Here is a 19910-nt window from a genome sequence, read left to right as displayed (position 1 = left end):
CCCGGATCAGCGCGCGTGCAACATCGCAAGCAGGACCACGACGACGCAGGCGAGCGCCGCCGTGGTCAATTTCCAGAACATCAGCGGGCTGCGCTCCAAGAGCGGCGTGATCCGCGTGTCGAGATAGGCCGGATTGGGTGTGCGAAGCTCGAAGACGAATTCGGACAGATCCTCGTGCCGCTTGTAGGGATCCGGATGCAGCGCACGTCTGAGCGCGCCGTCGACCCAGGCGGGCACGTTGCTGTCGTCATCGGCCGGGCGGTATTTGAGCCTCCGCACGTCCGCCTTGCGCCGGATCCTGGCGATTTGGGTGCCATAGGGAAGCTTTCCCGTCAGCATCTGGTAACAGATCACGGCGAGCGAAAACATGTCGGAGCGCGGCGAGCCGCCTTGCCCAAGAAAATATTCCGGCGCCGTGTACTGGACCGTTCCCAGAATTTCGTCGGTCTCGTCCTGCGGGGCGGCTTCCGCGACGCCTGCCACCTTGACCGATCCGAAGTCGATGATCTTCGCGGTGCCGGTCTTGTCGATCAGGATGTTGTCGGGCCTGAGGTCCTGATGCAGCATTTCCATGCGGTGGAAGGCGCGCAGGCCCGCGGCGATTTGCTCGACCAGTCCGCGCACGGTTTCGAGATCGGGGCGCGGATTGTCCGTCATCCATTGCCGCAAGGTCTGACCTTCGACGAATTCGGTCGCGACGTAGAGGTAACCGCGCCGTTTCGACTGCGACAGCGGCTTCAGCACGTGCGGGCTGTCGATCCGGCGCGCGATCCACTCCTCCATCAGGAAGCGCTTCAGGTAGGCGGCATTGTCGCGCAAATCGATCGACGGAAGCTTCAGCGCGACCGGCTCCTCGGTCACTGCGTCGACGGCAAGGTAGATATGGCTGCGGCTGCTGGCGTGGATTTCGCGGACGATTCTGTAGCCGTCGAAGATGGCCCGCGGCTCCGGCAGCGGGGGAAGCGGCAGCTGGGAGGTCTGGTTGAAGATGCCGGCCGGCTCGCGCTGCGGCACCGCATCGATGCGGAGGATCTGGACTGTGATGTTGTCGTCGCTGCCGCGCCGGTAGGCTTCCTCGACGATCGCCTTCGCCGCTCCGTCGAGCTCGGCTGCATGGTCGCTGAGCGCACTCGTGACAAAACGCGCGTCGACGAATTCATAGGCGCCGTCGGTCGCCAGCAGGAACGTGTCGCCAGTCTCGATCTCGAAACTCTGGTAGTCGATCTCGAGCTGCGGATTGATCCCGAGCGCACGGCCGAGATAGGTCTGCTCCGAGGACACGATGATCCGGTGATCGTCGGTCAGCTGTTCGAGCGCCTTGCCGGCCACGCGGTAGACGCGACAGTCGCCGACGTGGAAGATGTGCGCGGTGGTCGCCTTGATGACCATGGCGCTCAGCGTGCAGACATAACCCTTGTCGCGGTCATAGGCATATTGGCTCTTGCGCGTCTGCGCGTGCAGCCAGGAATTGGTCGCGTCCAGCACGCGGCGGGCGGAGGTCTTCACCGTCCAGGATTCCGAGGTGCAGTAATAGTCCATGAGGAAGCTCTTGACCGCCGACTCGCTGGCGATCTGGCTCACCGTGCTGCTGGAGATGCCGTCGGCGAGGACGGCTGCAATGCCCTTCAGGCTGAGCATCGGCTCGTCCGGAACGAGGACGCCGTGAAAATCCTGGTTGATGGGCTTGCGACCCTTGTCGGAATGCTGGCCGACCGAGATCTGAAGTCCGCGGGTCATCGTCATCACCGGCAAAGGGGAGCCTCACCCTGATCGGGCGAGGCTCTCCTGTCGAGACGTATCAGGCCGCGACGCGGGGCGACGTGGCCTTGCCGGCCTGGCGCTTCGGCTTGGTCATGACGTGCGTGGCGTAGAGGGTCATGCCGGTGAAGGCGAGGCCGCCGACGAGGTTGCCGAGCACGGTCGGGATCTCGTTCCAGATCAGGTAATCCATGATCGAGAATTTTGCGTGCAGCATCAGGCCCGACGGGAACAGGAACATGTTCACGACGGAATGCTCGAACACCATGTAGAAGAACACCAGGATCGGCATCCACATCGCGATGACCTTGCCGGGGACCGAGGTCGAGATCATGGCGCCGACCACGCCGGTCGAGACCATCCAGTTGCAAAGCATGCCGCGCAGGAACAGCGTCGCCATGCCGGCCGCGCCATGCGCAGCGTAGCCCAGCGTTCGGCCTTCGCCGATATTGCCGATCGCGGTGCCGATCTTATCGGGGTCCTGCGTGAAGCCGAAGGTCGTGACGAAAGCCATCATGAAGGCCACGGTGAAGGCGCCGGCGAAGTTGCCGACGAAGACGAGGCCCCAGTTGCGCAAGACGCCACCGATGGTGACGCCGGGGCGCTTGTCGATCAGGGCGAGCGGGGAGAGCACGAACACGCCGGTCAGGAGGTCGAAGCCCAGCAGATACAGCATGACGAAGCCGACCGGGAACAGCAGCGCGCCGATCAGCGGCTGCCCCGTGTTCACGTTGATCGTGACGGCGAACCATGCCGCGAGCGCCAGGATGGCGCCGGCCATGTAGGCGCGGATGATGGTATCCCGGGTGGACATGAAGACTTTGGACTCGCCCGCATCCACCATCTTGGTGACGAATTCCGAAGGCGCGAGATACGACATCGATGGTTCCTTTTGCTTCCTAAGAAAGAGATCTCGCCCTCCTGCGAGAGCGATTGAACGTCACTGCCCGTGCGGGCTGACCTGCCGCGCACGAGGCGATGGAGAGTTGGAAGCCTTTGGGATTGCGTCACGACGACCGAGCCGAGGAGGGCCGCGAAGCAGTTGAGCTTCCGGGATGCAGCCGCCAGCGCCTGCATCAATGCGGCAAAGCCGCAGTCTTCATTGACGTAAATGGAGAAGCAAGTTGCGTGCCGTGTGCTGGGCTCATAAAAAAGCAAGCAACATCAATCTGATAGAGCTTTGGCTGCCCCGGCTTTTGCGCTTGATGCGGCCTTTCGCTTGAGCTGCTGCACAACTGTTGTGCGCCGCACAAATATTGAGCAAGCCGCAAATTTCGCGAGCGGAACGGGCCTGCGACAGACTGGCGCGCTGCCTGTAGCGTGTTGATCTTTCGAGATTTTCTGCGTTGTGGCGCTTGGCATGAAGCTTGAATAGTTCCAGGCCGACGCCATTGAAGCCGTCCCGCGAGACTTCTCATCCGAATTGCCGACGCCACCAGACGGGGGTCTCCCCGTCGCGCGTTCGCATGCGCTGCTTCAGGCGTCACCGGACCGGATGGGCTGCTCGTGTGCACTGACGCAATCATTCTGCAACGACGCAAAGGACGATACCGCCTATGACCAAGCGCACCCGCCGGCCGTCGGACACTGGCCTCAGCCGCCGTCAATTGTTGAAGGCCGCCGGCTCGACCGCCGCACTCCTGGCCGCCGTAAAACTGAATTTCCCCGCCGGCGCGTTCGCGCAGGACGCCGGCCCCGAGGTCAAGGGCGCCAAGCTCGGCTTCATTGCGCTGAGCGATGCCGGCCCGTTGTTCGTCGCCAAGGACAAGGGCCTGTTCGCCAAATACGGCATGCCCGACACCGACGTGCAGAAGCAAGCCTCCTGGGGCACCACGCGGGACAATCTCGTGCTCGGCTCCGAAGGCAACGGCATCGACGGGGCGCATATCCTGACCCCGATGCCGTATCTGATCTCGGCCGGCAAGGTGACGCAGAACAATCAGCCAACGCCGATGTACATCCTGGCGCGGCTCAATCTCGACAGCCAGTGCATCTCCGTCGCCAACGAATATGCCGACCTGAAGCTCGGCGTCGACGCCACGCCCTTCAAGGCGGCGCTGGAGAAGAAGAAGGCCTCGGGCAAGGCCGTGAAGGCCGCGATGACCTTCCCCGGCGGCACGCATGACCTCTGGATCCGTTACTGGCTCGCCGCCGGCGGGATCGATCCCGACAAGGACATCGAGACCATCGTGGTGCCGCCGCCGCAGATGGTGGCCAACATGAAGGTCGGCACCATGGATTGCTTCTGCGTCGGCGAGCCCTGGAATCTGCAATTGATCCATCAGAACATCGGCTACACCGCCATCAACACCGGCGAACTCTGGAACAAGCATCCGGAAAAATCCTTCGGCATGCGCGCCGCCTTCGTCGATAAATATCCAAAGGCCTCGAAGGCGCTGCTGATGGCGGTGATGGAAGCGCAGCAATGGTCGGACAAGGCCGAGAACAAGGCCGAGCTTGCCGCCATCATGGGCAAGCGGCAGTGGATGAACTGCCCCGTCGAAGACGTGCTCGACCGCACCGCTGGCAAGTTCGACTACGGCATCCCGGGCAAGGTGGTCGAGAACTCCCCGCACATCATGAAGTATTGGCGCGACTTCGCCTCCTATCCGTTCCAGAGCCACGACCTCTGGTTCCTCACGGAGGACATCCGCTGGGGCAAGTACGAGGCGAATTTCGACACCAAGGCGCTGATCGCCAAGGTCAACCGCGAGGACATGTGGCGCGATGCGGCCAAGACGCTCGGCGTCGCAAGTGCGGAGATCCCGGCCTCTACGTCGCGCGGCAAGGAGACCTTCTTCGACGGCAAGGTGTTCGATCCGGAAAATCCCGCTGCCTATCTGAAGTCGCTCGCGATCAAGCGCGTCGAAGTCTGATGGCGCCAGCGGCCGCCTCCGGGCGGCCGCATCGTCTTTTGCAGCCGGAGAGATATTGCGATGAACATGCCCGCCACGAAGATCGAGGTTGAGACCGCGAAGCCTGCGAGCGCTGCCGCGCCGGTCGTCGCGATGACACCGAAGCGGCCGCCGCGATCGGAGACTTACGCGCGGATGGCGCGGGAGACCGCCGTGCGCGTCATCCCGCCGCTCGTCGTGGTCGCGTTGCTCATGCTGATATGGGAGCTGGTCTGCCGTCGCGCCGGCTCGGCGCTGCCGCCGCCGTCAAAAGTCTTCAAGGACACCAAGGAGCTGATCCTCGATCCGTTCTTCGACCATGGCGGCATCGACAAGGGTCTGTTCTGGCATCTCTCCGCCAGTCTCCAGCGCGTCGCGCTCGGCTATTCGCTCTCCGCCATCGCCGGCATCGCGCTCGGCGTCCTAGTCGGCCAGTCGGTCTGGGCCATGCGCGGGCTCGATCCGCTGTTCCAGGTCTTGCGCACGATCCCACCGCTGGCCTGGCTGCCGCTTTCGCTCGCGGCCTTCCGTGACGGCCAGCCGTCGGCGATCTTCGTCATCTTCATTACCTCGGTCTGGCCGATCATCATCAACACCGCGGTCGGCATCCGCAACATTCCGCAGGACTATCGCAACGTCGCCGCAGTGGTGCAGCTCAACCCGCTCGAGTTCTTTGCCAAGATCATGATCCCTGCCGCCGCGCCCTACATCTTCACGGGACTTCGCATCGGCATCGGCCTGTCATGGCTCGCGATCGTCGCCGCGGAAATGCTGATCGGCGGCGTCGGCATCGGCTTCTTCATCTGGGACGCCTGGAACTCCTCGCATATCAGCGAAATCATCCTGGCGCTGTTCTATGTCGGCATCATCGGCTTCGTGCTCGACCGCCTGATCGCAGGCGCCGGCAAGATCGTCACCCGCGGCACCGCGCTGAATTAAAGGGGAAGCACATGACCGCTTATCTGAAGCTCGACCACGTCGACAAGATTTTCACCCGCGGCGCAGCCTCCACGGAGGTGCTGAAGGATATCAATCTCACCATCGACAAGGGCGAATACGTCTCGATCATCGGCCATTCCGGTTGCGGCAAGTCGACCCTGCTCAACATCATCGCAGGCCTGACCAACGCCACCATGGGCGGCGTGCTGCTCGAGAACCGCGAGGTGAACTCGCCGGGACCGGATCGCGCGGTGGTGTTCCAGAACCACAGCCTGTTGCCATGGCTGACCGTGTACGAGAACGTCCGGCTCGGCGTCGACAAGGTCTTCGCCAAGACCAAGAAGCGCGCCGAACGCGACGCCTGGGTCATGCACAATCTCAACCTCGTGCAGATGGCCCATGCCAAGGACAAGCGGCCCTCGGAAATCTCCGGCGGCATGAAGCAACGCGTCGGCATTGCCCGCGCGCTTGCCATGGAGCCGAAAGTATTGCTGCTCGACGAGCCTTTCGGCGCGCTCGACGCACTGACCCGCGCGCATTTGCAGGATTCGGTGATGGCGCTGCATCAGAAGCTCGGCAACACCATTCTGATGATCACCCACGACGTCGACGAGGCGGTGCTGCTGTCCGATCGCATCGTCATGATGACGAATGGGCCGAGCGCGCGCATCGGCGAGGTGCTGGAGGTGCCGCTGGCGCGGCCGCGCAAGCGGCTCGAACTCGCGACCAACGTCACTTACCTGAAGTGCCGGCAGCGCGTGCTCGAATTCCTCTATGAGCGTCATCGCTTCGTCGAAGCCGCGTAGGCGCGTCACCAACAGGTGCTCACGCAACGCCTAATTTTGAATCATCAAGCTCAATCCTTGTGCGGCGCACAGGGATTGAGCGAATCGCAAAATTTGCGTGCGAAATAGTGCTGCAAGAATTTGGGGCACGACGAACAAGCTCCTGAATTTCCTGCGTTTCCGGAATGCGCGCAGTTGGCACGGAAATTGAAACACCGACCGCGACGCCAACGACGACGTCCCTCAACATCATCAATCAGCATCGTGAACTCGCCACCGGGGCTTGGCCTCGGCGCGCGCCTCCGTGGCCGGAGGCTGAGCCTGCAACGACGCAGCGGTGAGGCAAGAAGGGATACTCAATGACGAAGAATCCAACCTGGATTTCAGACTGGCGCCCCGAAGATGAGGCGTTCTGGAATGCGACCGGCAAGACTATCGCGCGACGCAACCTGATCTGGTCGATCGTGGCCGAACATATCGGCTTCTCGGTCTGGCTGATCTGGAGCATCGTCACCACCAAGCTGCCGCAGGCGGGCTTCCACTACACCACCGACCAGCTGTTCCAGCTCGTCGCGGTGCCCGGGCTGATCGGCGCGTTGATGCGCTTTCCCTACACCTTCGCGGTGACGACCTTCGGCGGGCGCAACTGGACCATCTTCAGCGCGGCGATCCTGCTCATTCCGACGCTTTCGCTGGCCTATTTCGTCGGCCAGCCCGACACGCCGTTCTGGCTGATGCTGCTGATTGCCTCGACCGCCGGTCTCGGTGGCGGCAATTTTGCCTCCAGCATGACGAACATCTCGTTCTTCTTCCCCGACCGGATGAAGGGGTGGGCGCTCGGACTGAATGCGGCCGGCGGCAATATCGGCGTCTCCAGCGTGCAGCTCCTGACCCCGATCCTGATGACGCTCGCCGTCATCAACCTGTTCCAGGCATCGCCCGTCGACGGCGTCTTCCTCCAGAACGCCGGCCTGATGTGGGTGCTGCCGATCGCGATCGCGGTGTTCGGCGCAGTGTTCTTCATGAACAACCTGACCACGGCCAAGTCGTCGATCAAGAACCAGCTCGCCGTGGTCAGGCGCAAGCACACCTGGATCATGGCGTATCTCTATATCGGCACGTTCGGCTCCTTCATCGGCTACTCGGCTGCATTTCCGCTGTTGATCAAGACCCAGTTCCCGCAAGTGACGATTGCGATCGCGTTCCTGGGGCCGCTGGTCGGCTCGCTGTCGCGGCCGCTCGGCGGCTGGCTTGCCGACAGGATCGGCGGCTCGGTCATCACGTTCTGGAATTTCATTGTCATGGCAGGCGCGACGATCGGCGTGCTCTACTTCGTCGGGCACAAGGATTTCATCGGCTTTCTGTCGATGTTCCTGGTCCTGTTCGTGACGACGGGCATCGGCAACGGCTCGACCTACCGCATGATCCCCTCGATCTTCCGCGAGCAGAACTTGTTCAGGGTGCGCGGCAAGGGCGATGCGGAGCGCGCGGTCGCCTTGAAGACGGCGAGCATCGAGAGCGGTGCTGCGGTCGGCTTCATCGGCGCGGTCGGCGCCGTTGGCGGCTATCTGATCCCGACCGGGTTCGGCAAGTCGATCGCGCTGACCGGCGGGCCGCAGCTCGCGCTCGCGATCTATCTCGGCTTCTACGCCTCCTGCCTCGCGCTGACCTGGTGGTTCTATCTGCGTCGCAGCCCGCAGGGCGAAGGCGCGTCAAGCCTCGCCGGCGCGCGTGTCTAATACTTGGTACGAATCTCGCTTCTCCCCATACGCGGGGAGAAGCATTGCCCGACAGTTTGACAATGAACCTGGTTCGCAATGGCGCGCACCAAGGCAAACCCAACAGGCAGGAGAACATCATGACGCCGGAACAGATCACCCTCGTGCAGCAGAGCTTTGCCAAGGTCGCGCCGATTTCCGCGCAGGCCGCGGTGCTGTTCTACGATCGCCTGTTCGAGGTGGCGCCATCCGTGCGCGCGATGTTCCCCGAGGACATGACCGAGCAGCGCAAGAAGCTGATGGGCATGCTCGCCGCCGTCGTCGGCGGTCTGTCGAATCTGGACTCGATTCTTCCGGCGGCCTCCGCGCTTGCGAAGCGTCACGTCGGCTACGGCGCCAAGGCCGAGCACTACCCCGTGGTCGGCGCGACCTTGCTGTGGACCCTGGAGAAGGGCCTTGGCGAGGCCTGGACGCCCGAACTCGCTACCGCCTGGACCGACGCCTACGGCGTGTTGTCCGGCTACATGATGTCCGAGGCCTACGGCGCACAGTCGCAGGCCGCTGAATAGGAGATGCGTTGTGAGTGAACCGCTGGTCATTGTCGGAAACGGTATGGCGGCCGCGCGTCTGGTCGACGAGCTCGCCAAGACCGCACTCGGCCGCTACGCGGTCGCCGTCATCGGCGAAGAGCCGCGGCTCGCTTACAACCGTGTTCTGCTCTCCTCCGTGCTGGCCGGCGAGACCGGCTCGCACGAGATCGAGCTCCGACCCGCCGACTGGTGGCGCCATCGCGGTGTCACGGTGCGCTACGGCTATCGGGTCACCGAGATCGACACCGGCCGACGCGAGCTCAAGATCGAAGGCGAAGAGAGCATGGAATATTCCAAGCTCGTGCTCGCCGTCGGCTCGACGCCGCTACGGCTCAACGTGCCCGGCGCCGATCTCGCCGGCGTGCACACCTTTCGCGATACCCGCGACGTCGACCTGCTGCTGACGCTCGCGGCCGCCAGGAAGCGCGTCGTCGTGGTCGGCGGTGGTCTGCTCGGACTCGAAGCGGCCTACGGCCTCGCCAAGGCCGGAGCGCCGGTGACGCTGCTGCACCTGATGGACCGGCTGATGGAGCGCCAGCTCGATGCCTCCGCCGCGGACCTGCTCAAGACACTGGTCGAGCGCAAGGGCATTCGCATCCTGCTCAATGCATCCACAGCGCGCATCCACGGCGAAGGTCATGTCCAAGCGGTCGAGCTTGCCGACGGCAGCCGCATCGAGGCCGATGCGGTGATTTTCGCCGCCGGCATCAGGCCCAACATTGCGCTCGCAAAGGACGCCGGCATCGCAGTCAACCGCGGCATCGTCGTCAACGACGAGATGCAGACGGCGTCACCCGATATCTATGCGCTTGGCGAATGCGCCGAGCATCGCGGCACCTGCTACGGCCTCGTCGAGCCTGCCTACGAGCAGGCGCGCGTGCTGGCGCGGCATCTCGCGGGCCGTCCCGCGGCCTATCAGGGCAGCGTGGTCTCGACCAATCTGAAGGTGTCGGGCGTCAGCGTATTCTCCGCGGGCGACTTCATGGGCGGGGAGGGCAGCGAGAGCCTCGTGCTGTCAGACCGCAGGCGCGGCACCTACAAGAAGCTCGTCATCTCCGACGGCCGGCTCACCGGCGCGGTGCTGATCGGCGATACCGTCGATGCGCTCTGGTATCTCGAACTGATCCGCAATCGTGACAAGGTGGCGGCGATCCGCACCGACATGATGTTCGGCCGCGCGCTCGCGCGTCCCTCCAAAGCGGCTTGATTGAGGCGGCTCGATATGACGGCGATCGACCCCACGCTCCGCGCTACCAAAACGACCTGTCCGTATTGCGGCGTCGGCTGCGGCGTGCTGGCGACGCCAGACGGCAAGGGCGGCGCGGCGATCGCGGGCGATCCCGATCATCCTGCCAATTTCGGCCGGCTGTGCTCCAAGGGCTCGGCGCTCGGCGAGACGGTCGGGCTCGAAAGCCGGCTGCTCTATCCGATGATCCGCTGCAAGGGCGTGCTCGAACGCGTCGCCTGGAGCGATGCGCTCGATCACGTCGCCCACCGCATGCAGCACATCGTCGCGCGCGACGGCGCCGACGCGGTCGCATTCTATCTCTCGGGCCAGCTGCTGACCGAGGACTATTACGTCGCCAACAAGCTGATGAAGGGCTTTGTCGGCACTGCGAACGTCGACACCAATTCGCGGCTCTGCATGTCGTCATCGGTCGCCGGTCACCGCCGCGCCTTCGGCGCCGACACCGTGCCCGGCTGCTACGAGGATCTCGACCAGGCCGATCTTCTGGTGTTCGTCGGCTCGAATGCCGCCTGGTGCCATCCCGTGCTGTTCCAGCGCATGCTGAAGAACCGGCAGGAGCGCGGCGCGCGCATGATCGTGATCGATCCGCGCCGCACCGACACCGCGACCGACGTCGATCTGTTCCTCGGCCTCAAGCCCGGCACCGACACGGCGTTGTTCTCCGGCCTGTTCGTTCACCTCGCCGACAATGGTGCCCTGGATCAGGACTACATCGGGCAAAACACGTCGGGCTTTGACGACGCGCTGGCGCGCGCACGCAGCATCGCCGGCAGCATCACCGCGACCGCACTGGCGACCGGCCTCTCCGAGCAGGACGTTGCCACCTTCTTCAAGATGTTCCGTGACACGCCCCGCGTCGTCACGCTGTACTCGCAGGGTGTCAATCAGTCGGCGCAGGGCACCGACAAGGTCAACGCGATCCTGAACTGCCATCTCGCCACGGGGCGCATCGGCAAGCCCGGTGCCTCGCCGTTCTCGCTCACCGGCCAGCCCAACGCGATGGGCGGCCGCGAGGTCGGCGGCCTCGCCAACCAGCTCGCCGCACACATGAACTTCACGCCGCCGGACATCGATCGCGTGCGGCGGTTCTGGAAGGCGCCGCGTATCGCGACCCATGAAGGGTTGAAGGCGGTGCAGCTGTTCGAAGCCATCAACCGCGGCGAGGTTAAGGCGCTGTGGGTGATGGGCACCAACCCCGCAGTGTCGCTGCCCGACGCGGACTTCGTGCGCGAGGCGCTGAAGAAGCTCGAGCTGTTCGTGGTCTCCGAGAACGTGCTCTCCAACGACACGGTCGATGCTGGCCCGCACGTGCTGCTGCCCGCGCTCGCCTGGGGCGAGAAGTCGGGCACCGTGACCAATTCCGAGCGCCGGATCTCGCGCCAGCGTTCGTTCCTGCCGGCGCCCGGCGAGGCGCGGCCGGACTGGTGGATCCTGAGCGAAACCGCAAAACGCCTCGGCTTCGGCGACAGTTTTAATTACAAATCCGCAGCCGACATCTTTCGCGAGCACGCCGCGCTCTCGGCGTTCGAGAACGATGGCAGCCGCGACTTCGATATCGGCGCGCTGACCTCGCTGTCCGACGAGGGCTTCGACGCGTTGAAGCCCGTGCAGTGGCCCGCGCCCGAAGGCCAGGCGCCCGGCGAGCGCTTCTTCGCGGCCGGCGGGTTCTTCACCAATGACGGCAAGGGCCGCTTCGTCGCGCCGGAGGTGCCGGCGCTGCGCGGCGAGACCGGGCCGTCGCGGCCGCTGCGGCTCAACACCGGGCGCATCCGCGACCAGTGGCACACCATGACGCGCACGGGCCTCAGCCAGCGGCTCGGCGCGCATCTGCCCGAGCCGTTCGTCGAGATTCATCCCGATGACGCCGGCAGATACAACGTCGTTCATGACGGCTATGCCCGCATCACCACCGACTACGGCCAGTGCACCCTCAAGGTCGTCGTCAGCGACCACCAGCAGCGCGGCACGCTGTTCGCGCCGATCCACTGGAGTGCGATGAACGCCTCGCACGGTCGCGTCGGGGCGCTGGTCGCACCGTTCACCGATCCGTTCTCGGGGCAGCCGGAGTCGAAGGCGACACCGGCGGCGATTTCGCCTTATGAATACGTCTTCCGCGGCTTTGCGTTGTCGCGCAAGCAGCTGGAGCTGCCACCGAACCTGATGTGGACCCGCGTCACTGTTACCGGCGGCTTCGGCTACCTCTTCGCCGACAATGCGGACCTGTCGCGCTGGCCGACCTGGCTCGGTGGCGTTGCCGGCGAGGACGTCGCCGACTATCGCGACCTCGGCGGCGGCGTTTATCGCGCGGCCTCGTTTGCCGGCGACCGCATCGAAACCTGCCTGTTCGTCGGCCCCGCGCATGATGCCGGGGACTGGGAGGTGGTGAAGAGCCTGTTCGTGGCCGACCACGTCACCGATGAGCAGCGGCGCATGCTGCTGTCCGGCAAGTCGAGCGAGGGCGCGGCTTCGACCGGTCCTGTCGTCTGTGCCTGCTTCGGCGTCGGCCGCGGCACCATCTGCGACACCATCGCCGCAGGCGCGCGCACAGCCGCCGAGATCGGCGCAAAGCTCAAGGCCGGCACCAATTGCGGCTCCTGCATCCCCGAGCTGAAGCGCCTGATCGCGACGACCGAAATTGCGCCGGCGAAGCATGCCAAGCACGCGGTCGCGGCGGGGTAGGGGCGACTTTCTCGGTCGTCGCGCATACTCCGCCGTCATCGCCCGGCTTGACCGGGCGATCCAGTACGCCGAGACGCCTGTGATCAAGCGCTAAGGCCACTGCGTACTGGATTCCCTGCTTTCGCGGGGAATGACAGCGAGGGCGGGGCGCTATGCTTCGGCCCAATCGACGCACGCCTCATTGTGTCCTATGGTGCCGCGCTCTCGCCCTCAACACGCAAAAACAACAATGATGTACCTGGAAACGCCGCCGCGCCTGATCGAGACCAGGCTCTTTTCCGCCATGCCCGACAAATTCCGCCGCAAGGGCGAGCGCACCGATTGGGCCGATGCCAACCGGCCCGGTGTGCCGACGGATTCCTTCATCGAAGGGCCGTCGTTCGACAAGGATGCCAATCTCTACATCGTCGACATTCCCTTCGGCCGCATCTTCCGCATTGCGCCTGACGGCGAGTGGTCGCTGGCGATTGAATATGAGGGCTGGCCGAACGGGCTGAAGATCGCGGCCGACGGCCGCATCCTGGTCGCCGACTACAGGCACGGCATCATGGAGTTCGACGCCAGGGCAGGGCGCATTGCGCCGGTGCTGACCTCGCGCAACTCGGAGTCTTTCCGGGGCTGCAACGATCTGCATCTCGCGTCCAACGGCGACATCTATTTCACCGACCAGGGACAGACCGGCCTGCATGACCCCAGCGGCCGCGTCTATCGCCTGACGCAAAGCGGCCGGCTCGATTGCCTGATCGACACTGGTATCAGCCCGAATGGCCTGGTGCTCGATCCAACCGAGACCGTGCTGTTCGTCGCAATGACGCGCGACAACGCGGTGTGGCGGCTGCCGTTCATGAAGGACGGCAGCGTGTCGAAGGTTGGCCGCTTCTGCTCGCTGTTCGGCACCAGTGGCCCTGATGGCATGACAATGGATGCCAAGGGCCGCCTGTTCGTCGGTCACGCCTCACTCGGCCATGTCTTCGTGTTCGCGCCCAACGGCGAATTGATTGCGCGGGTGAAATCGTGTGCAGGGCCGAACTGCACCAATGTCGCGATTGGTGGCGCGAAGAAGGATCGGCTCTACATCACGGAGTCCGCAACCGGTAGCGTATTGGTCGCTGACATCGGCGGATTGAACTCTTGAGCGCGACGGCGGTTGCCTCAGCGAACGAGTGGTATCGGAGCAAATATGAACACGAAACCCTTCGGCAAAACGGGTGCCAGCGTCTCCGTCATCGGGCAGGGCACCTGGTATCTCGACCATGGCGATCGCAAGCGCGCGATCGCGGCGCTTCAGCGCGGGCTCGATCTAGGCATGACCCACATCGATACCGCCGAGATGTATGGCGATGCCGAACTCGTCATTGCGGATGCGATCGCGGGCCGACGCGACGAGGTTTTCTTGGTGTCAAAGGTGCTGCCGAGCAACGCCTCGCGCCGCGGAACCATCACCGCCTGTGAGCGCTCGCTGAAGCGGCTGAAAACCGATCGGCTCGACTGCTATCTGCTGCATTGGCGCGGCTCGTATCCGCTGGAGGACACCGTCGCCGCATTCGAGGAACTGGTGAAGGCCGGCAAGATCAAATCCTGGGGCGTCTCCAATTTCGATGCCGATGATCTCGACGAGATCCTCGACGCCGCCGGCGAACACCGCATCGCCTGCAATCAGGTGCTCTATCCTCTGAAGGAACGCGCGATTGAGCACGCGGTGATCCCGTGGTGCGAACGGCATGGTGTCGCCGTGGTCGCCTATTCGCCATTCGGCCACGATGATTTCCCTGCGAGCAACAGCAAGGGCGGCGCGGTGCTGGCGCGCATCGCGGAGGCGCGTCGCGCGACGCCGCGCCAGGTCGCACTGAGCTTCCTCACCCGTGCAACTACGGTGTTCGCGATCCCGAAGGCGTCGTCCGCGGAACATGCCGGCGACAATGCTGCGGCCGGCGATCTGGTGCTGACGAAAGACGAGATCGCGGCGCTCGATGCGGCGTTTCCGCGCGGTCCGAAGCCGCGCGGCCTGCCCATGCTGTAGTGCACAAACGCCCGTTATTAATGGAGTCTTGACGTGCGCGGACGTGAGCGCATATCGGCATCCTGTTTTCGGAAGTTGTGAAAGCGGCGCAATTATCGTTTTTTACGATCATTCCCGATTCGCATTCCTAGGTTCCAGCCGTGACCCCGCCGCCCGCCGCAGCCGCAAGGCTCGACAGTATTCCCATGCCCATGCCGGAAAAGAAGCCGCAGGCGCGACGGGCGCCGGCGCGCGTCGATCACCCGTTCAAAGGCATCGCGCTGGTGCTGCTGTCGACGATCTTTCTCGGCTGCTCCGATGTTACCGCGAAATATCTGTCGTCGAGCCTGCCGTCGATCGAGATCACCTGGATCCGCTTCGTGACGTTTGCGCTGATGTTCACGCCGGTGATGCTGCCGGGCTCGCCGCTCCATGCGATGCGCACCGAGCGCCTCGGCCTGCAGTTGATGCGCGGCGCGGCATTGCTCGGCTCTTCGCTGTTCTTCATCACCGGCCTGAGCTTCCTGCCGATCGCAGAAGCGTCCGCGACCGGCTTCGTCTCGCCGCTGTTCGTCACCGCGCTCTCGATCGTCTTCCTGAGCGAGAAGGTCGGCATGCGCCGTTGGATCGCGACCGCGATCGGCCTGACCGGCGTGCTGATCATCCTGCGCCCGGGCTCCAGCGCGTTTCACGCCGCCGCCTTCTTCCCGATCGTCTCGGCGTTCTGCTGGGCCGCGGCGCTGATCCTGACGCGCATGATGAGCGGGCGTGAAGCCGTCCTCACCACGATGGCCTATTCGGCGCTGACGGGCGTTGCGATCCTCTCCCTGATGGTACCGTTCGTCTGGGTCACGCCGACCTGGACGGCGATCGGGCTTGGCATCGTGATCGGCGTCGCCTCCACCGTCGGCCAGTGGATCATCGTGCTGGCCTATCGCTACGGCGATGCCTCGGTACTGGCGCCGTTCTCCTACACGCAGTTGCTGTGGGTGAGCATCCTCGGCTTCTTCCTGTTCGGCGAAGTGCCTGATGTCTGGACCGTCACCGGTGCGGCCTTCATCGTCGCCAGCGGCCTCTACATCGCCCATCGCGAGCGCATCCGCCGCGCCCAGCTCCTGATCCTGGAAGAGCGTTCCCCGAACCCCTGACGCAAGATCGCGCGTCCGCTTCGTGCTATCGACGGCTCCAACAAGACGGGAGGAGCCGGATGCGCGCTGCGATTTTCAGGAACGGTGAGATTGTCGTCGACCGGATGGCCGAGCCAAAGCCCGGCCCCGGCCAGGTGCTTGTCAAGACGCTCGCCTGCGGCATCTGCGGCTCCGATCTGCACGCGCGCCAGCACGCCCACCGCATGGTGGAGATGGCGCGAAAGACCGGCCGCAAGCCGATGGATCTCGCCCGCGACGTCGTGTTCGGCCACGAGTTCTGCTGCGAGATCGTCGACTTCGGCCCGGGGACCGTGCGCAAGCTCAAGTCGGGCACGCGCGTCTGCTCGCTGCCAGCCCTCGTAACGCCGCAGGGCATCGAAGGTATCGGTTACTCCAACGACAATATTGGCGGCTATGCCGAGGCGATGCTGCTGAGCGAAGCGCTGCTGCTCGAGGTGCCCAACGGTCTCGCGCCGGAGCATGCCGCGCTCACCGAACCGCTCGCGGTCGGCGTTCACGCCGTCGCCAAGGCCAACATCCGAGGCGGCGAAGTGCCGCTCGTGATCGGCTGCGGTCCGGTTGGGCTCGCGGTGATTGCGGCGCTAAAGCTCAAGGGCCTGCATCCGATCGTCGCGGCCGACTATTCGCCGGCGCGGCGCGCGCTTGCGGCAAAACTCGGCGCCGATGTCGTCGTGGATCCACGAGTGTCGCAGCCCTATGCCACCTGGGCCGAGCATGCGCAGATGTCCGATGCCGAAAAGGCGGCCCGGCCGCCGTTCCAGGCGATGCTGCCCGCGCTGAAGCCCGCGATCATCTTCGAATGCGTCGGCGTGCCCGGTCTGTTGCAGCAGGTCTTCGAAGGCGCGCCGCGCGATGCGAGGATCGTCGTGGTCGGTGTGTGCATGGAGACCGACAGGAGCGAGCCCATGCTCGGCATCATGAAAGAGCTCAACGTCCAGTATGTGCTCGGCTACACGCCGGACGAATTCGCGGCGTCACTGCGCCTGATCGCGGAGGGGCAGGTGGATGCGGCGGCAATGGTGACGGCGGAAGTCGGCATCGACGGTGTCGCAAAGGCTTTCGCAGATCTCGCCAACCCTGAGGCTCACACCAAGATCATCGTGCAGCCGTGGCGGTGATGCCTTACACCGGCAGCGCGATCGAATATTTCACCTGGCTGAGCGCAAAGCTGGACTCGATCGAGGCGATGCCGTCGAGCCGGGTCAGCTTGGTCTTCAGGAAAGTCTCGTAGGAGGCGAGGTCGGCGGCGACCACGCGCAAGAGATAGTCGCGATTGCCGGTCATCAGATAGCATTCCAGCACCTCGTCCCATTTCGAGATCGCGCGCGCGAAGCGGTTGAGGTCCTCCTCCTTCTGCCGGGCCAGCTTGATCGAGATGAAGACGCTGACATGCAGCCCCAGCGCCTTCTGGTCCACGGTCGCGATGTAGCGCGAGATGACGCCGCGTTCCTCGAGCAGCTTGACCCGGCGATGGCATGGCGACACCGACAGCCCGACCTTGTCGGCCAGTTCCTGCATGGTCAGGCGGCTGTCGTTCTGGAGCAGAGCGAGGATTTTTCGGTCAATGGCGTCGAGGTCGGGCATTGGGATGAACCTGTCGTTTTTGTCGGCTGATTGGTAAGCTATCCCAATATTGGCTGGTATTGCGCGAAAAATTGAGAAGTTTGGCGCTTCCTGCAGGGGTATCATCGGGCACCTGTTTTCCGGGAGCATTGCCATGCCCGTTGATACCGCCCGCCTCGACACCTTGACCGCGCTGGCCCGCAAGACGCTGTGGCTGTCGTCATGGACCATCCATCACGCCAACCACATCCGCCCGAATGCGGACGGCCTGAAAGTCGGGGGACATCAGGCCTCGTCGGCCTCGCTCGCCACCATCATGTCGGCGCTGTATTTCCACGTGCTGAAGCCCGAAGATCGCGTCGCGGTGAAGCCGCATGCGAGCCCGGTGTTCCACGCCATCCAGTATCTGTTCGGCCGGCAGAGCCGCGAGAAGCTGGAGAATTTTCGTGGCTTCAAGGGCGCGCAGTCCTATCCCTCGCGCACCAAGGACGTCGACGACGTCGATTTCTCCACCGGCTCGGTCGGCCTTGGCGTGGCGCAGACGCTGTTCGCCTCGCTGGTGCAGGACTACGTCAAGGCACATGGCTGGATGAAGGATCGCCGCGAAGGGCGGATGATCGCTCTGGTCGGCGATGCCGAGATGGACGAGGGCAACATCTTCGAGGCGCTGGCGGAGGGCTGGAAGCACGGCCTGCGCAACACCTGGTGGGTGGTCGACTACAACAGGCAGTCGCTCGACGCCGTCGTCCGCGAAGGCCTCTGGGAGAAGTTCGAGACCGTGTTCCGCAATTTCGGCTGGGACGTGGTGATCGTGAAATATGGCCGCCTGATGCGCGAGGCCTTTGCGGAAGCTGGCGGCGAGGCGCTGAAGCGCTGGATCGACAATTGTCCGAACGCACTCTACGCCGCATTGTGTTTTCAGGGCGGCGCGGCGTTCCGCAAGCATTTGCACGACGAGATTGGCGATCAGGGCCCCATCACCAAGCTGATCGACAGGCGCAGCGACGACGAGCTGCTGGCGCTGATGTCGAACCTCGGCGGCCATGACATGGCGAGCATGCTGGACGCCTTCGAATCCATCGACCACGACCGCCCGGTCTGCTTCATCGCCTACACCATCAAGGGCGTCGGCCTGCCGTTCCAGGGCCACAAGGACAATCATGCCGGCCTAATGACGGTCGCGCAGATGGAGAAATATCGCGACAGCCAGAACATCCGGCCCGGACACGAATGGGACAGATACGAGGGTCTCGCGCAAAGTGCCGCCGAGCTCGACGCCTTCCTCGCGGGCGTGCCGTTCAACCAGGACGGCCGCCGGCTCACCGCGCCTGTTATCGAGGTGCCGTCGCAGCTTGCCTTCAAGCCGGCGCCGCAGATGTCGACCCAGCAGGGTTTTGGGCTGGTGCTGAACGAGATCGCGCGCGGCGACAGCGAGCTCGCCAAGCGCATCGTGACGACATCGCCTGACGTCACCGTCTCGACCAATCTCGGTCCGTGGGTGAACCGGCGCGGCCTGTTTGCGCGCGGCGAGAAGGCGGACTTATTCCGCAGCGAGAAAATTCCATCCACCTTCAACTGGGACTTCTCGCCCAAGGGCCAGCATCTCGAACTCGGCATCGCCGAGATGAACCTGTTCATCATGCTCTCGGCGCTCGGCCTGTCGCACCAGATCAACGGCGAGCGGCTGCTGCCGGTCGGCACGCTCTACGATCCCTTCATCGAGCGCGGTCTCGATGCGCTGAACTATGCCTGTTACCAGGATGCGCGCTTCATGGTGGCGGCGACCCCCTCAGGTATCACGCTCGCGCCCGAAGGCGGCGCGCATCAGTCGATCGCAACCCCTTTGATCGGCATGGCGCAGGATGGCCTTGCCTCGTTCGAGCCGGCCTTTGTCGACGAGCTCGCCGTGATCATGGGGTGGGGCTTCAATCACATGCAGCGCGATCCGGGTGAGGGCGGCTCGGTCTATCTGCGGCTCTCGACGCGCTCGATCGAGCAGGCGCAGCGGATCATGACGCCCGAGCTTGCACAGGGCATCACCGACGGCGCGTATTGGTTGCGCAAGCCGGGGCCCAATGCCGAAGCCGTCATCGCCTATACCGGCGCCGTGGCGCCAGAAGCGATCGAAGCGACCGGCTTCATTGGCGAGAGCCGGCGCGACATCGGCCTGCTCGCGATCACGTCCGCGGATCGTCTGCATGCGGGATGGACGGCCGCACGGAAGTTGCGCCGTGATCGGCGCGGCGTGCAGCATCTCAGCCACATCGAAAAACTGCTCGCACCGCTGCCGCGCGACTGCGGCATAGTGACGGTGATCGACGGCCATCCGGCGGCGCTCGGCTGGCTCGGCAGCATCCGCGGCCATCGCGTCGAGGCGCTCGGCGTCGAGCAGTTCGGCCAGACCGGCACCATCGCAGACCTCTACCGCCACCACGGCATTGACGCCAACGCCATCATCGATGCGGCCGAAAGCCTCACCACCGGCGCGCCGGTGTTGCATCGGAAGATGGCGGTGTAGTTCTCCGTCGTGGTCCTGGCCCCCGTGCGCAATTGCGCACGGGGCCAGG

The 19910-nt window shown here is 64.3% G+C and carries 15 protein-coding genes; 12 read left to right on the top strand and 3 right to left on the bottom strand.

What is annotated here, in order from left to right; translation table 11 throughout:
* Window positions 1–6 precede the first annotated feature (6 nt).
* Together IVB36_RS35175 and IVB36_RS35170 are read right to left on the bottom strand one after the other, a co-directional pair.
* Window positions 7–1743 carry a bifunctional protein-serine/threonine kinase/phosphatase gene (locus tag IVB36_RS35175; RefSeq protein WP_247300324.1) on the bottom strand — a complete coding sequence of 579 codons (1737 nt, stop codon included), beginning with the start codon at window positions 1741–1743 and terminating at the stop codon, window positions 7–9.
* Window positions 1744–1798: 55 nt separating this feature from the next.
* Window positions 1799–2638, bottom strand: coding sequence for a formate/nitrite transporter family protein (locus IVB36_RS35170; protein ID WP_018457093.1), 840 nt, complete (start codon window positions 2636–2638; stop codon window positions 1799–1801).
* A 676-nt stretch (window positions 2639–3314) separates the two neighbouring features.
* Here IVB36_RS35170 and IVB36_RS35165 point away from each other — a divergent pair.
* The 11 genes from IVB36_RS35165 to IVB36_RS35115 all read left to right on the top strand — a co-directional run bounded on the left by IVB36_RS35165 (window position 3315) and on the right by IVB36_RS35115 (window position 16898).
* Window positions 3315–4634: a CmpA/NrtA family ABC transporter substrate-binding protein gene (locus tag IVB36_RS35165; RefSeq protein ID WP_085352121.1), complete on the top strand. Its 1320-nt coding sequence runs from the start codon at window positions 3315–3317 to the stop codon at window positions 4632–4634.
* A gap of 60 nt (window positions 4635–4694) precedes the next feature.
* Window positions 4695–5591: a nitrate ABC transporter permease gene (gene ntrB, locus IVB36_RS35160; protein ID WP_085352122.1), complete on the top strand. Its 897-nt coding sequence runs from the start codon at window positions 4695–4697 to the stop codon at window positions 5589–5591.
* 11 nt (window positions 5592–5602) lie between these two features.
* Window positions 5603–6397, top strand: a complete 795-nt coding sequence (locus tag IVB36_RS35155) for an ABC transporter ATP-binding protein (protein WP_085352123.1) — start codon at window positions 5603–5605, stop codon at window positions 6395–6397.
* Between the two features lie 338 nt (window positions 6398–6735).
* A complete protein-coding gene (locus IVB36_RS35150; RefSeq protein WP_018457089.1) occupies window positions 6736–8115 on the top strand; it encodes an MFS transporter in 1380 nt (459 codons plus the stop codon).
* A gap of 119 nt (window positions 8116–8234) precedes the next feature.
* Entirely contained in the window at window positions 8235–8663 is a 429-nt protein-coding gene (locus IVB36_RS35145) for a globin family protein (RefSeq protein ID WP_026233298.1), read from the top strand.
* Between the two features lie 10 nt (window positions 8664–8673).
* Window positions 8674–9891 (top strand): FAD-dependent oxidoreductase, encoded by a 1218-nt coding sequence (locus IVB36_RS35140; RefSeq protein ID WP_085385885.1) that lies wholly within the window; start codon window positions 8674–8676, stop codon window positions 9889–9891.
* Between the two features lie 15 nt (window positions 9892–9906).
* On the top strand, window positions 9907–12612 hold the full coding sequence (locus IVB36_RS35135) for a nitrate reductase (protein ID WP_247394469.1): 2706 nt from the start codon (window positions 9907–9909) through the stop codon (window positions 12610–12612).
* 232 nt (window positions 12613–12844) lie between these two features.
* On the top strand, window positions 12845–13747 hold the full coding sequence (locus tag IVB36_RS35130) for an SMP-30/gluconolactonase/LRE family protein (protein ID WP_085352126.1): 903 nt from the start codon (window positions 12845–12847) through the stop codon (window positions 13745–13747).
* A gap of 45 nt (window positions 13748–13792) precedes the next feature.
* Window positions 13793–14632, top strand: a complete 840-nt coding sequence (locus IVB36_RS35125; protein ID WP_247394668.1) for an aldo/keto reductase — start codon at window positions 13793–13795, stop codon at window positions 14630–14632.
* Window positions 14633–14817: 185 nt separating this feature from the next.
* Complete coding sequence (locus IVB36_RS35120; RefSeq protein WP_018457082.1) at window positions 14818–15759, top strand: DMT family transporter; 942 nt, start codon at window positions 14818–14820, stop codon at window positions 15757–15759.
* 59 nt (window positions 15760–15818) lie between these two features.
* Window positions 15819–16898, top strand: coding sequence for a zinc-binding dehydrogenase (locus tag IVB36_RS35115; protein WP_085352129.1), 1080 nt, complete (start codon window positions 15819–15821; stop codon window positions 16896–16898).
* A gap of 4 nt (window positions 16899–16902) precedes the next feature.
* Here the strand turns inward: IVB36_RS35115 and IVB36_RS35110 are convergent, their stop codons facing one another.
* Window positions 16903–17364 carry an Lrp/AsnC family transcriptional regulator gene (locus IVB36_RS35110; protein ID WP_014497003.1) on the bottom strand — a complete coding sequence of 154 codons (462 nt, stop codon included), beginning with the start codon at window positions 17362–17364 and terminating at the stop codon, window positions 16903–16905.
* A gap of 133 nt (window positions 17365–17497) precedes the next feature.
* Between IVB36_RS35110 and IVB36_RS35105 the strand changes: the two genes are divergently transcribed.
* Window positions 17498–19861: a transketolase gene (locus tag IVB36_RS35105; RefSeq protein ID WP_085352130.1), complete on the top strand. Its 2364-nt coding sequence runs from the start codon at window positions 17498–17500 to the stop codon at window positions 19859–19861.
* Window positions 19862–19910: the final 49 nt, after the last annotated feature.

Origin of the sequence: Bradyrhizobium sp. 35, assembly GCF_023073215.1 — a bacterium.
Classification (GTDB): Bacteria; Pseudomonadota; Alphaproteobacteria; order Rhizobiales; family Xanthobacteraceae; genus Bradyrhizobium; species Bradyrhizobium canariense_D.
Note: the sequence above shows the minus strand (reverse complement) of the source record. Positions and strands in the feature narration are given on the sequence as shown.

Bases quoted from the DNA above. Each gene is read 5' to 3' on its own strand.
- IVB36_RS35150 (WP_018457089.1), top strand. From the start codon at position 6,736: ATGACGAAGAATCCAACCTGGATTTCAGACTGGCGCCCCGAAGATGAG.
- IVB36_RS35130 (WP_085352126.1), top strand. From the start codon at position 12,845: ATGTACCTGGAAACGCCGCCGCGCCTGATCGAGACCAGGCTCTTTTCC.
- IVB36_RS35135 (WP_247394469.1), top strand. From the start codon at position 9,907: ATGACGGCGATCGACCCCACGCTCCGCGCTACCAAAACGACCTGTCCG.
- IVB36_RS35120 (WP_018457082.1), top strand. From the start codon at position 14,818: ATGCCCATGCCGGAAAAGAAGCCGCAGGCGCGACGGGCGCCGGCGCGC.
- IVB36_RS35110 (WP_014497003.1), bottom strand. From the start codon at position 17,364: ATGCCCGACCTCGACGCCATTGACCGAAAAATCCTCGCTCTGCTCCAG.
- IVB36_RS35105 (WP_085352130.1), top strand. From the start codon at position 17,498: ATGCCCGTTGATACCGCCCGCCTCGACACCTTGACCGCGCTGGCCCGC.
- ntrB (WP_085352122.1), top strand. From the start codon at position 4,695: ATGAACATGCCCGCCACGAAGATCGAGGTTGAGACCGCGAAGCCTGCG.
- IVB36_RS35115 (WP_085352129.1), top strand. From the start codon at position 15,819: ATGCGCGCTGCGATTTTCAGGAACGGTGAGATTGTCGTCGACCGGATG.
- IVB36_RS35175 (WP_247300324.1), bottom strand. From the start codon at position 1,743: ATGACGATGACCCGCGGACTTCAGATCTCGGTCGGCCAGCATTCCGAC.
- IVB36_RS35125 (WP_247394668.1), top strand. From the start codon at position 13,793: ATGAACACGAAACCCTTCGGCAAAACGGGTGCCAGCGTCTCCGTCATC.
- IVB36_RS35165 (WP_085352121.1), top strand. From the start codon at position 3,315: ATGACCAAGCGCACCCGCCGGCCGTCGGACACTGGCCTCAGCCGCCGT.
- IVB36_RS35170 (WP_018457093.1), bottom strand. From the start codon at position 2,638: ATGTCGTATCTCGCGCCTTCGGAATTCGTCACCAAGATGGTGGATGCG.
- IVB36_RS35155 (WP_085352123.1), top strand. From the start codon at position 5,603: ATGACCGCTTATCTGAAGCTCGACCACGTCGACAAGATTTTCACCCGC.
- IVB36_RS35145 (WP_026233298.1), top strand. From the start codon at position 8,235: ATGACGCCGGAACAGATCACCCTCGTGCAGCAGAGCTTTGCCAAGGTC.